Origin of the sequence: Kitasatospora phosalacinea, from assembly GCF_000716545.1 — a bacterium.
Taxonomy (GTDB): domain Bacteria; phylum Actinomycetota; class Actinomycetes; order Streptomycetales; family Streptomycetaceae; genus Kitasatospora; species Kitasatospora phosalacinea.
Map to the genome: position 1 here is coordinate 50832 of NZ_JNWZ01000050.1, position 12543 is coordinate 63374.

A 12543-nucleotide genomic window follows, 5' to 3' on the forward strand; every position below is an offset into this window, starting at 1 on the left:
TCCTGGTTAGCATGGGGGCGCCTCAGCTCGGCAAACCCTCAGCTCGGCCGATCCCCGGTTCGGCCTGCCCTCAGCTCGGCCTACCCTCGAAAGTTGAATTGTGACTGTCAACGACGACGTGTTCACGGACTGGAAGAACCGCGAGGAACTCGCGGAGACGATGATCCCGATCATCGGGCGGCTCCACCGCGAGCGGGACGTCACCATCCTGCTGCACAGCCGTTCCCTGGTGAACAAGTCGGTGGTCAGCATCCTGAAGACGCACCGCTTCGCCCGCCAGATCGCCGGCGAGGAACTCTCGATCACCGAGACCTTCCCCTTCCTCCAGGCCCTCTCCACGCTCGACCTCGGCCCGTCCCAGATCGACCTCGGCCTGCTCGCCGAAGCCCACCGCGCCGACGACCGCGGCCTGTCCCCGGCGGAGTTCACCGCCGAGGCGGTGGCGGGTGCGACCGGTGCCAACAAGCTGGAGCGCCAGGCCCCGCGCGACGTGGTGCTGTACGGTTTCGGCCGGATCGGCCGCCTGCTGGCCCGGCTGCTGGTCGAGAAGGCCGGCGGCCTGCGGCTGCGCGCCATCGTGGTCCGCGACGGCGGCGGCGACGACCTGGTCAAGCGCGCCTCGCTGCTGCGCCGCGACTCCATCCACGGCCAGTTCCAGGGCACCATCACCGTGGACGAGGCGAACAACACCATCGTCGCCAACGGCAACGCGATCCAGGTGATCTACTCCAACGACCCCGCCGAGGTGGACTACACCGCGTACGGGATCGACAACGCCATCCTGATCGACAACACCGGCCGCTGGCGCGACCGCGAGGGGCTCTCCAAGCACCTGCGCCCCGGCATCGCCAAGGTCGTGCTGACCGCCCCGGGCAAGGGCGACGTCCCCAACATCGTGCACGGCGTCAACCACGACACCGTCAAGCCGGACGAGCGGATCATCTCCTGCGCGTCCTGCACCACCAACGCGATCGTGCCGCCGCTGAAGGCGATGAACGAGGCGTACGGCGTGCTGCGCGGCCACGTGGAGACCGTCCACTCGTTCACCAACGACCAGAACCTGCTGGACAACTACCACAAGGCCGACCGCCGGGGCCGCTCCGCGCCGCTCAACATGGTGATCACCGAGACCGGTGCCGCCTCGGCCGTCGCCAAGGCGCTCCCGGAGCTCCAGGCGAAGATCACCGGCAGCTCGATCCGCGTCCCCGTGCCGGACGTCTCGATCGCCATCCTCAACCTGCAGCTGGCCCGGGAGACCACCCGCGAGGAGGTCCTGGAGCACCTGCGGGAGGTGTCGCTGACCTCCTCGCTGAAGCGGCAGATCGACTTCATCGACTCGCCCGACGCGGTCTCCAGCGACTTCATCGGCTCCCGGCACGCCTCGATCGTGGACGCGGGCGCGACCAAGGTCGAGGGCGACAACGCGATCCTGTACCTGTGGTACGACAACGAGTTCGGCTACTCCTGCCAGGTCGTCCGGGTCGTCCAGCACGTCTCCGGCGTCGAGTACCCGACCTTCCCGGTCGCCGCGCACTGACCCCGCGCCGACCCGAAGGGGAGGGCCCCGGCCGATCGGCCGGGGCCCTCCCCTTTTCCTGACACCCCGTCAGTCCTGCTGCTCCGCGCGCTTCCTGGCGTAGGCGCGGGCCGCCCGGACGCGGTCGCCGCAGCGGGTCGAGCACCAGTGCCGGGCGGCGTGGGTGCGGACGTAGAACCGGCTGCACGGGGCGCCGCCGCAGCGGGCCAGCCGCTCGGCGTCCGGGCCGGTCAGCAGGTCGGCGGCGTCGGCGGCGAGCCGGGCCATCGCCCGGTCGGCGATCCGGTCGGCCGGGTGCGGCAGGCTGCGGTGCAGGCCGTGCTCGGCGTCCCAGCGCAGCAGCGGCACCGACGGGGCCGCCGCCAGCGCCTCGTTCACCGCCGCCAGCGCCCCGGGCGGGGCGGGCCGCCCCGCCACCCGGGCGTCCAGCAGCTCCCGCACCGCCCCCCGGAACGCCCGCAGCCGTACGGTGCACGGCTCCATCACCCGCCCCGCCTCCGGTGCCAGCCCGTGCCCGACCAGCCACTCGGACGCCGGACCCGGCGCGCCGAGCAGGTCCAGCGGTCCGCTCGGCAGGGTCAGCAGCGAGTTGGCGAAGTCCAGCGCCGGGTACTGCTCGGCCCCCGGCGCGGGCGGCGGCGGTGCGGTGGCGGTGGCGGTGCGCTGGCTCATGCCCCTCATGGTAAACGCTCGCCTTGCCCGTGAGGAGGCCCGGGCCCGGACGCGATGATGGACATGTCGACTGATCGATTCGGCCAGGGAGTTGGCGGTCGGCCGACGGGACTTCACGGAAAAACTTGCGCTTCTCCGTGAGAGGTCGCTAGATTCTCCTCACGGAGAAAGTTGAAGTTCCCCGTGAGGGGAGCGCCGATTCGCGAGGTGTGACATGACCGCTGTCCCCGCCGTCCAGGTCTTCGGAGGCCCCACCGCCCTGATCGAGTACGGCGGCCTGCGCCTGCTCACCGACCCGACCTTCGACGCCCCCGGCGACTACCCGCGCGGCGACGGCCGGTTCCTCACCAAGACCCTCCCCGGCACCGCCGACCCCGCCGACCTCGGCCCGATCGACGCCGTCCTGCTCTCGCACGACGAACACCCCGACAACCTCGACCGCCGCGGCCGCGAACTGCTCGCCGACGTCCCGCTCACCCTCACCACCCGCGGCGGCGCCGAGCGCCTCGGCGGCACCGCGCGCGGCCTCGCCCCCTGGGAGAGCGTCGAACTGGGCGCCGTCACCGTCACCGCCGTCCCCGCCCAGCACGGGCCCGACGGCAGCGAACCGCTGGTCGGCGAGGTCGTCGGCTTCGTCCTGACCGGCCCCGGCCTGCCGGTGGTCTACGTCAGCGGCGACAACGCCTCGCTCGCGGTGGTCGAGCGGATCGCCGAACGCTTCGGCCCCGTCGACACCGCCGTCCTGTTCGCCGGCGGCGCCCGCACCGGCATCCTCGACAACGCCCTGCTCACCCTCGACAGCGCCCGCGCCGCCGAAGCCGCCCGCATCCTCGGCGCCCGCCGCGTCGTCCCCGTCCACTACGACAGCTGGGCCCACTTCACTGAGGGCCGCGAACCCCTGCTCGCCGCCTTCGCCGCGGCCGGCCTCGCGGACCTCCTCGAACTGCGCTGACCCGGCCAAACACCGAGATCCTTCCGGTACCCGCCCGACGTCCGCGCCGTCACCGTCCGGCCCTGTCGTGTGGTCCGCGCGGCGTGCGCCGGTCGACGAGGAGGGGCCGTGGGACCGATGGGACCGGGGGGTGGCCGGTCGGCGCTCCGGCGCCGGGCGGGAGCCGTCGGGGCGGGGCTCGCGCTCGTCGCGACCTCGGCGTGCACGGCCGGGCAGGACGGCGCGGCGGGCCTGTCGGTGACCGAGGACGGGCACCTGCTCGGCGTGCCGGCACTGTGCGGACGGAAGACGGTCGGCGCGGACGTCGTCACGACCGCCGCCGGACAGGACGGCCTGCTCGGCACCTGGACGCCCGACCACGCCCTCGACTTCGGCACCGTCACCTGGCGCCTGGACGGACCCGCCGAGGGCCGGGACGCCACCGCCTACGTCGGCGCCCTCGACCCCGGCACCACCTACCGGCTCTACACCCGGAGCGCGGACGACGGCTGGTTCACCACCCAAGTCTCCTTCACGGCGGCGGACCTGGACCGCCTCGCCCCCGGAACCGTTCGCTACGACCGGACCGGGCCCGACGGCAGAACCACCGCAGCCGTCGTCCCGCTCGACCGGTTCATCGCCGAAGCCTGCCACCAGCACTGACCCGCCCCCGGGGTGACGGTGGCGGGTGCCAGGATGGGCGGCCGGACGAGTGGGCGGGAGGAGACGCGGGTGGTGGGAGGTAGCGGGCGCCGGGCCCGGAGCGCGGTGGCGGTGGCCGGGCGGCAGCGGGCGGCCGCGCGGGCGCTGGTGGCGGACCACGCGGCGGCCGTCGGGGAGGTCGCCGAGGCGCACCGGCGGATCTTCGAGCGGCTGGTGCGGGCCGAGCTGGCGGCGATCCCGGTCGAGCGGCTCAAGGACGTCACCGAGGGCCGTCTGCAGATCGGGACGCTGCGCTCCGTCGGCTACACCACCGTCGCGGCCGTGCACGGCGCCACCCGGCAGGACCTGCTGCGGATCCCCGGCATCGGGGGCCCCACCGCCGCCCAACTGCTCGCCGCCGCCGGCCAGATCGCCACCGCCGTCGAGGAGGGCACCGCCGTCCGCCTCGACCCCGCGCACCCCGACGCCGAGGCCACCGCACTGGTCGCCGCCCTGCACCGGCTGGTGCTGGCCGGGCCCGCCGCCCACCGGGCCGCCGCCGAGGCCGCCGAACTCGACGCCCGGTACGAGACCCCGATGGCCGAGGCCAGGTACGCCCGGGGGCGGCTGCGCGGCCTGCTGGCCGGCGCCGAGAAGCGCGAACGCGCCCGGCGGGCCGTCGAGTCGCTGGCCGAGGAGGGGGAACGGGCGGACGCGGACGGGGTGGAGCTGCGCTTCGCCCAGGCGTCCGCCGACCTGCTGCGCCCGCTCGCCGGGGAGGTCGAGGTCTGGGTCGAGTTCGAGCACCGGGCCGCCGAGTTCTACGCCGAGCTGTCCGTGCTCGCCGAGGACGGCCGGCTCGCCGGTCCGACCGCCACCGACGGCCGGGCCGCCGCCGAGGGCCACCTGCCCGACGGCGTCGCCGCGGAGGTCCGCGCCCAGCGCCTCGACGACCGGGGCCGCACCGTCTCGCTCCGCGGCTACCAGGCGTTCGGCGCCCGGTTCGCGCTGGCCCGCCGGAAGGTGGTGATCGGCGACGAGATGGGCCTCGGCAAGACCGTCCAGGCGCTCGCCGTGCTCGCCCACCTCGCCGCGGACGGCGGGCCGCACCGCTTCCTGGTGGTGTGCCCCGCCTCGGTGCTGGTCAACTGGCAGCGCGAGACCGCCGAACGCACCACCCTCGCTCCGCACCGCTACCACGGCCCCGACCGGGAGGCCGCCCGCGAGCGCTGGCTCGCCGCCGGCGGCGTCCTGGTCGCCACCTACGAGTCGCTGCGCACCCTGGCCGCCGACCCGGTCACCGCGCTGGTCGTCGACGAGGCGCACTTCGTGAAGAACCCCGCCGCCCGGCGCACCCGGCTGGTCGCCGAGTGGGCCGCCCGCACCGAGCACGTGCTGTTCCTGACCGGCACCCCGATGGAGAACCGGGTGGAGGAGTTCCGCACCCTGATCGGCCACCTCCAGCCCGACCTGCTCGCCGACCTCCCGGCCGGCCTCGGCGCCCTCGGCCCGCTCGCCTTCCGCCGCGCCGTCGCCCCCGCCTACCTGCGCCGCAACCAGCAGGACGTGCTCACCGAACTCCCGGACGTGGTACGGGTCGACGAGTGGAACGAACTCTCCGCGCCGGACCGCGCCGCGTACGCCGCCGCCGTCGCCGAGGGCAACTTCATGGCGATGCGCCGCGCCGCGTACGCCGAGCCCGCGCACTCCGCGAAACTCCGCCGACTGCGCGAACTCGTCGCCGAGGCGGCCGAGTCCGGGCACAAGGTGGTGGTCTTCTCGTACTTCCGGGAGGTGCTCGCCGCCGTGCGCGGCGCCCTCGGCGCGTCCGTCACCGGCGCCGTCGCCGGATCGCTCCCGGCCGAGCAGCGGCAGGAACTGGTGGACGCGTTCACCGCCACCGACGGCCACGCCGTGCTGCTCTGCCAGATCCAGGCCGGCGGCCTCGGCCTCAACCTCCAGGCCGCCAACGTGGTGATCCTGTGCGAACCGCAGCTCAAGCCGACCCTGGAGGACCAGGCGGTGGCCCGTGCCCAGCGGATGGGCCAGATCCGCCGCGTCCGGGTGCACCGGCTGCTGGCCACCGACAGCCTCGACCGCCGACTGGTCGAACTGCTGCGCGGCAAGGCCGAGTTGTTCGACAGCTACGCCCGCCGCAGCGATCTCGCCGAGGCCGCCCCCGAAGCCGTCGACATCTCCGACCGGGCGCTCGCGGTCCGGATCGTCGAGGACGAGCAGCTCCGGCTGGCCGTCCCCGCGAGCTGACGTACCGTCAGATCCGTACCAGCATCTTGCCGGTGTTCGCGCCCGCCAGCACGCCGAGGAACGCCTCCACCGTGCGGTCGAAGCCGTCCAGCACCGTCTCCGGAGCCGACACCCGCCCGGAGCGCAGCTGCGGGCCCAGCAGGGCGTACAACTCCTGCTGCGCGTCCAGGTGGTGGCGGACCAGGAAGCCCTCCAGCCGGATGCTGCGGTGCACCAGTTCGAACAGGTTGTGCGGGGCGGCGGGCGGCGGGGTCGCCACCCCGTACTGGGAGATCGCGCCGCACCAGGCGATCCGGCCGAAGTCGCGCATCGCGCCGATCGCCGCCTCCAGGTGCTCGCCGCCGACGTTGTCCAGGTACACGTCGATGCCGTCCGGGGCCGCCGCCGCCAGCAGCTCGGCCACCGGGCCGTCGTGGTAGTCGAAGGCCGCGTCGAAGCCCAACTCGCCGGTCAGGAAAGCCGTCTTGGCGGCACTGCCCGCCGAGCCCACCACCCGCCGGGCCCCCAGTAGCCGGGCCAACTGCCCCGCCGCGGTGCCGACCCCGCCCGCCGCCGCCGAGACGAACACGTCCTCCCCGGGCTTGAGCCGCGCGATCCGGGTCAGCCCCACGTACGCGGACAGGCCGGTGCCGCCCAGCACGCTCAGGTGCGCGCTCAGCGGCACCCCCGGCAGCTCGGGCAGCGCCCGCACCCGTTCGGCCGCCACCACCGCGTGCGTCCGCCACCCCTCCCGGTGGATCACCGCCGTCCCCACCGGCAGCGCCGCCGACCGCGACTCCACCACCCGCCCCACCGCCCGTCCCTCCAGCGGCGCCCCCAGCGGATAACCGCCCTCCCCGCCGTCCAGCAGCCCCACCATGTACGGGTCCACGGACAGGAAGGCGTTCTCCACCAGCACCTCCCCCTCGCCGAGCGCGGGCAGCACCCCGTCGACGAAGGCGAACAGCTCGGCGGTGGCCGGACCGCTCGGACGGGAGACCTGGTGGACGGCGCGGAAGGACACGGGCACGGCGGAACACTCCGTAAGGGGAAGGGGCTCGACGTGCCACGACGTTACGGAGCGGGGAGGACCCGCGGCAGGGTGCGGCGTCGATGGCCGCGCCGGATCCATGAGCGGCGTTCATGGAACGGGCGGCCGCCGGTGTCGGGGCGGTCCGGGCCGGACTCGTGCCGGTGGAGCGGGGAGTCCAGGAGCAGGGCGCCCTCGGAGGGCCGCCTGCGGCGGGCGGTGTGCTCGTCCGCGTCGGCCCGGGCCGCGATCGCCCCGATCTGCGCACCCCGACGGCACCGGACCGCCCGTCCGGAGGCCGCGGGAGCGTCCCCGGCACGCCGTAGGCTGCGGGCGTGACGGACGATCTCCTCCCGCAGGAACTGCGGATCCTGGTCGCGGTCGCCGACAGCGGCGGCTTCACCGCCGCCGCCGAACGGCTCGGCCTGACCCAGTCCGCGGTGTCGCACGCCGTGCGGGGCTGCGAGCGCAAGCTCGGCGCGGTGCTGTTCGAGCGCGGGCGGCGCGGGGCGCGGCCCACCGAGGCCGGGGAGCGGGTCGCCGGGCACGCCCGGCGGATCCTGCGGCTGCTGGCCGCGCTCCCCGGCGAGGCCCGGCAGGCCGCGGCCGGTGCCGGGGCGGTGCCGAGCGGACCGCTGCGGATCGCCGCGTTCCGCTCCGCCGCCGTCCAGGTGCTGCCCCCGGTGCTGGCCGCGCTCGCCGCCCGCTGCCCCGGACTGCTGCCGGAGGTGCGGATCGTCCGCGACCTCGGGCGCGGCACGGCGGGCGAGGTCGCCGACGGCCGGGCCGACCTGGCGCTCGCCACCCTGGACGTCCGCGGCGGGGTCACGCTGCCCGGGCTGCTCGCCGCACCGCTGTACCGGGAGGAGTACGCGCTCGCCCACCAGCAGGGGCACCCCGACCCGCGGAGCCTGCCGCTGGTCGACTGGGACGAGAACTGCGGCTCCTACACCGCCGCCTGGTGGAAGCGCCAGGACTGGCTGCCGCCCGCGACCGTCAACGTCGCCGACGACACCGTGGTGCTCTCGCTCGCCGCCCAGGGCCTCGGCATGGCCGTGATGCCCCGGCTCAGCCTGGACCGCCCGCCCCCCGGACTCGCCGTCACCGACCTCGGCCCGGACCGGCCCTCCCGGCAGGTCGGCTACGTCACCACCCCCGAACTCGCCCGCACCGCCGCCGTCCGCGAACTGATCCGGGCCCTGCGCGCCGCGCCGCTGCCGAACGGGGCCACCGCGGTGGCGAATTGACGGCCGACGGGCGGGGGTGCGTCCCGCCGCCCTAGCGGGGGCGCCCGGCCCGGAGAGACGAGAGGTGGGCCGGTGGGCGGCGGGACGTGGAGTGACGAACCCCGCCGACGAGTCTGCGCGGCCCCGCTCACGTTCCGCTAACGCCCCGCTGACGTGCGCAGAAGCCCGCCCTCCGGTCCTGACTTGACGGGTGGTCGAACGGCGGGGGAGGGTACGCCGGGGCGGCCCGCGAGGGTCGTGCGGGAAAGCCGGCAGGGGAGCGGACGGGGGGAGCGATGCGGGCGCTCACCGAGGCGCGGGACGAACCGATGGCGGACGACGGGCTGCTGCTGCGCCGGCCGGGCCCCGGCGACGCCGCCCTCGTGCACCGGGGCAGCCACGACCCGCTGGTGCGCGAGTTCCTCCAGGCCGTCGTCCCGCACCGGGACACCGCCGCGGCCGAGAAGTGGCTGGCCGACATTCCCCCGATGCTGTGGGAGACCGGCCGCGCCGCGTACTTCGCGCTGGAGGACACCGCCACCGGCGAACCCGTCGGCTGGGCCGAGCTGGTCGACCTCGACCCGGAGCGGGAGTGCGCCGAGGTCGCCGTCTGGCTGCTGCCCGAACACCGCCGGCTCCGCACCGCCAAGGCCGCGCTGCGCCTGGTGTGCCGCTTCGGCTTCGAACGGATCGGCCTGCGCCGGATCGACGCCTACGCCGCCGCCGACAACATGCCCAGCCAGCTGACCGGCGCCGCGATCGGCTTCCGCCGGGCCGGCTACCGCCCGGCGCTGTTCCGCAGCTCCCGCACCCACCGGCTGCACGACGCCGTGCACGCCACCCTCGTACCCGAAGACCTCTGCTGACCCTCGGGGCTCCCGACCTCACTGCACCGAACCAGGAGTGACACCATGTCAGGAAGCGTACGGCTGGAAGACGGCGGCCGCGGCGAACTGCTGATCACCGCCGACGGCACCTTCCGCGCCACCCGCGCCGACCGCGAGCGGACCGGTCGGATCGACCCCGCGCTGATCCGCCGCGTCCTCGCCGGAACCGGCCCGCTCCCCGCCCCCGCACCCGTCGACACCCCGGCCGCCGGGCGGCGGCTCACCGTCCAGGGCCGGCCCGGGCAGCCCGACCGGCAGTGGACCGACGGCACCGACGCGCCCGTCCCCGACTCCGCCGCCGTGCTCGACGCGCTGCTCGCCCAGGCCCTCGGCGAAGCCGCCGACCCCGCGGCGCTGCCCGCCGCGCTGGCCCGCACCGAGCCCGCCGCCGGAACCGCCCGCAGCGCCGCCGCGGTCGGCACCGTGGCTGGCCGGGCCGCGTACGCCCTGGTCGAGGCGGACGGCGCGTTCGGCCTCACCGCGCTGGACGACGCGACCCCGCTCGGCGGCTCCGACGCCGACGCCGGGCTCGCCCCCACCGCCGTCGCGCTCGGCGAGGCCGGCGGACGCTCGCTGTTCGCGGTCGGCAGCACCGACGGCTCGGTCCAGGTCTGGGACGCCGTCACCGGCGCCGTCGCGCACGGCACCACTGGCGGCGAGGGCGCCCAGGCCGTCGCCGCGCTGGTCTGCCGGGACGTCCCGGTGGCGTTCTCGGCCGGGCAGTCCGGCGACCTGCGGGCCGTCCGCGCCGACGACGGCCGGGTGCTGGGCACCCTGTCCACCGGCGGCCGGGGCGCGACCGTGCTGCGCGCCGCGCACTGCGCCGGGGTGGACCTGCTCGCCGCCGCCTCCCCCGACGGCACCGTCCGGGTCTGGGACGCCGGGAGCGGCGACCTGATGCACCTGCTGGTCGGCCACCGCGGCGAGGTGCTGGCGCTGGCCGTGCTCACCGTCGACAACCAGGCCGTGCTGGCCTCCGCCGGGCAGGACCGCCGGATCCGGCTCTGGGACCTCGCCACCGGCCAGTCGGTCGCCGAACTCGACGGCCACACCGGCACCGTGACCGCCCTCGCCTTCACCACCCTCGCCGACCGGCCCGTCCTCGCCTCCTGCGCGCTGGACGGCACCGTCCGCACCTGGGACGTCTACGACGGCCGCCCGCTGCACGGCTGGCCGGCCGGCGAGTGGCTCACCGCGCTCGCCGCCGTGGGGGACGCGCTGTACACCGGCGACGAGACCGGCCGGATCACCGTCTGGGACGCCGCCACCGGCACGACCGCCCCGACGGCCGTGCCCGCCGGACGCCCCGGCAGCCCGCTCACCGCGCTGGCCGCCGGCACCCTGCACGGCCGCCCGGTGCTCGCCGCCGGGTTCGGCGACGGCGCGCTCGCCGTCTGGGACGCGCCCACCGGGGGCCAACTCCTCGACCTGCCGGGCGAGGGCGGGCCCGTCCACAGCCTCGACCTCACCGCCGACCTGCTGCTCTGCGGCACCTCGGCCGGCGCCGTCCGCAGTCACCGCCTCGCCGACGGCACCGCGAACCCGCTGCCCGTCCCGCACGCCGGGCCGGTCGCCGGGATCGCCTTCACCCCCGGCGAGCAGCCGCTGCTGGCCTCCGCCGGACGCGACGGCGCGATCGCCGTCCGGGACGCCGCCACCGGCGCCGACAGCCGCCGCTTCGCCACCGGGCGCGGCCCGTTCACCGCGCTGGCCGCCACCGTGGCGGACGGCCAGCCGATCCTGGCCACCGCCGGCGAGGACCTGGTGGTGCGCCTGTGGCACGCCGTCAGCGGCGCGGCCGGGCCGGTCTGCACCGGGCTCCCGCTCGCCGCTGAGGTGCTGTCGTTCGCCGTGCTCGGCGGCCGCCCCGTGGTGATCGCCGGCGCGGGCGACGGCACCGTCCTGGTCTGGGACGTCCAGAACGGCGGCCGCACCGCGGAGTTGGCCGGCGGCGGCGCGGCCGTCCGGGCCGTGGTCGGCCGCGAGTTCGACGGCGAGGCGCTGCTCGCGGCGGGGGACGCCGCCGGCACCCTGCGGCTGTGGCACCTCTCCAGCGCCTCCCTGCTCAACGAGGCGGCCCTGGACGGAACCCCGCTGGCCATCGATCTCGACGAGGCCGGCCTGCGGATCGTCACCCCGGGCGGAGCGGTCACCCTCTGACGCGCATTCTCCACAGGAAATTCACCATCGACCCGGAGCGGGCACTTCCGGTCTTTACTTCCCCTTGCCGGTTCACGTCGTGAATTTACCTGCTGCATGCCTTCCGGTCTCCTCCGCGACTCGACGGCATGTCAGGATCACGCCGGGGTGACAGGTTGTCACCCCGGCACGTCCGACCGGCTGGGAGCGCTTCCACCGGCGGGTTAGGGTAGCCGTGGAATGGGTCCGGTGCGGGCATGGCACGGGCACGTCCGGGCTGCTCCGGCCCGGTCCCGGCATGCCCGGCACGGGTCGTCGGCGCGGATGCGTGCCGACCGGGGGCGGCGGAGTTCGGAGGATGCGCAAGTGGCGGACGAGACGGTCTGGATCGACCTCGACGAGGTCGAGGCAGCGGCGAAGAAGATCCTCGGGCTGCTGGACGAACTGAACGGTCCGGCCAACAAGTTGGCGGCCAAGGTCAAGCAGGTGCAGGAGTCCGTCTACGGAACCGACCTGGTCGGCAAGGCGATCCAGGGCGGCAGTTCCTCCGTCGGCGGCCTCGCCCAGCACCAGCAACAGGTCCTGGAGGGCATCCAGGCGCTGATCCAGAACGCCACCGCGGTGGGTGAGAACCTCCGCACCATGGCGGCCAGGCACCGCGCCAACGACGAGCAGCAGGCCACCGGACTCGGCGGGATCACCGACACCGGTGCCATGCCCTCCGACCCCCAGCTGGCCGGCCTGCGCATCGCCTCCGCCGGAACGACGGCCGGCACACCGGTGTACGGGGCGCCGGACTACGAGACGTCGGTGTCCACGGGCACCGCGTACGGGACGCCCGCGGAGACGGTGGCGGGCACGCCCGCGTACCGGGTGCGGGGGCAGGCGGAGGCCGTGGCGGGCACGCCCGCGTACCGGGTGCAGGGACGGGTGGAGACGGCGGAGGCCACGCCCGAGTACCTGGTGCGGGGGCGGACGGAGACGGTGGAGGCCACGCCGGAGCACGAGGGACGGCGGCTGCTGGAGACGGAGGCGGCCAGGCCCGCGCACCCGGTGGTCCCCGCCTCGCCGCCGCCCATCGAAGGGCTCGGCGACCTCGACCCGGACAGCGACTACCAGGCCACGGAAGCACCCACGCTCGACTACAACACCCCGCCGCCGATCTACATGGGGCCGGGCATGTGGGGCCCGGCCATCTGACGCCGCCGGCGGGCGCCCCGCCCCGCCGAACCGAA

At 75.6% G+C, this 12543-nt stretch carries 10 protein-coding genes; 8 read left to right on the forward strand and 2 right to left on the reverse strand.

Translation table 11 applies throughout. The features are described from left to right. Window positions 1–100 precede the first annotated feature (100 nt). The gene (locus OO48_RS23720; protein WP_033219554.1) at window positions 101–1537 is read left to right on the forward strand and encodes a glyceraldehyde-3-phosphate dehydrogenase; all 1437 of its coding nucleotides are present in this window, start codon (window positions 101–103) and stop codon (window positions 1535–1537) included. 69 nt (window positions 1538–1606) lie between these two features. On the opposite strand, the gene OO48_RS23725 is transcribed toward OO48_RS23720, so the two are convergent. Next, window positions 1607–2209 carry an ABATE domain-containing protein gene (locus OO48_RS23725; RefSeq protein WP_425338575.1) on the reverse strand — a complete coding sequence of 201 codons (603 nt, stop codon included), beginning with the start codon at window positions 2207–2209 and terminating at the stop codon, window positions 1607–1609. A 214-nt stretch (window positions 2210–2423) separates the two neighbouring features. Here OO48_RS23725 and OO48_RS23730 point away from each other — a divergent pair, with 214 nt between their 5' ends. The 3 genes from OO48_RS23730 (at window position 2424) to OO48_RS23740 (ending at window position 6047) form a co-directional block, all read left to right on the forward strand. Then, the gene (locus OO48_RS23730) at window positions 2424–3161 is read left to right on the forward strand and encodes an MBL fold metallo-hydrolase (protein ID WP_033219558.1); all 738 of its coding nucleotides are present in this window, start codon (window positions 2424–2426) and stop codon (window positions 3159–3161) included. Window positions 3162–3269: 108 nt separating this feature from the next. Then, window positions 3270–3803 (forward strand): hypothetical protein, encoded by a 534-nt coding sequence (locus OO48_RS23735; RefSeq protein ID WP_167346475.1) that lies wholly within the window; start codon window positions 3270–3272, stop codon window positions 3801–3803. 33 nt (window positions 3804–3836) lie between these two features. After that, a complete protein-coding gene (locus tag OO48_RS23740) occupies window positions 3837–6047 on the forward strand; it encodes a DEAD/DEAH box helicase (protein ID WP_051732610.1) in 2211 nt (736 codons plus the stop codon). 7 nt (window positions 6048–6054) lie between these two features. On the opposite strand, the gene OO48_RS23745 is transcribed toward OO48_RS23740, so the two are convergent. Continuing rightward, window positions 6055–7056 carry an NADP-dependent oxidoreductase gene (locus OO48_RS23745; RefSeq protein WP_033219560.1) on the reverse strand — a complete coding sequence of 334 codons (1002 nt, stop codon included), beginning with the start codon at window positions 7054–7056 and terminating at the stop codon, window positions 6055–6057. A gap of 335 nt (window positions 7057–7391) precedes the next feature. Here OO48_RS23745 and OO48_RS23750 point away from each other — a divergent pair, with 335 nt between their 5' ends. From OO48_RS23750 to OO48_RS23765, 4 genes are all read left to right on the forward strand, one after another. Further along, complete coding sequence (locus OO48_RS23750; RefSeq protein WP_033219562.1) at window positions 7392–8303, forward strand: LysR family transcriptional regulator; 912 nt, start codon at window positions 7392–7394, stop codon at window positions 8301–8303. A gap of 275 nt (window positions 8304–8578) precedes the next feature. Then, window positions 8579–9148, forward strand: a complete 570-nt coding sequence (locus OO48_RS35365; RefSeq protein ID WP_051732612.1) for a GNAT family N-acetyltransferase — start codon at window positions 8579–8581, stop codon at window positions 9146–9148. A gap of 45 nt (window positions 9149–9193) precedes the next feature. Further along, complete coding sequence (locus OO48_RS23760) at window positions 9194–11329, forward strand: WD40 repeat domain-containing protein (RefSeq protein WP_033219564.1); 2136 nt, start codon at window positions 9194–9196, stop codon at window positions 11327–11329. A 345-nt stretch (window positions 11330–11674) separates the two neighbouring features. Then, on the forward strand, window positions 11675–12508 hold the full coding sequence (locus OO48_RS23765; protein WP_033219566.1) for a WXG100 family type VII secretion target: 834 nt from the start codon (window positions 11675–11677) through the stop codon (window positions 12506–12508). Window positions 12509–12543: the final 35 nt, after the last annotated feature.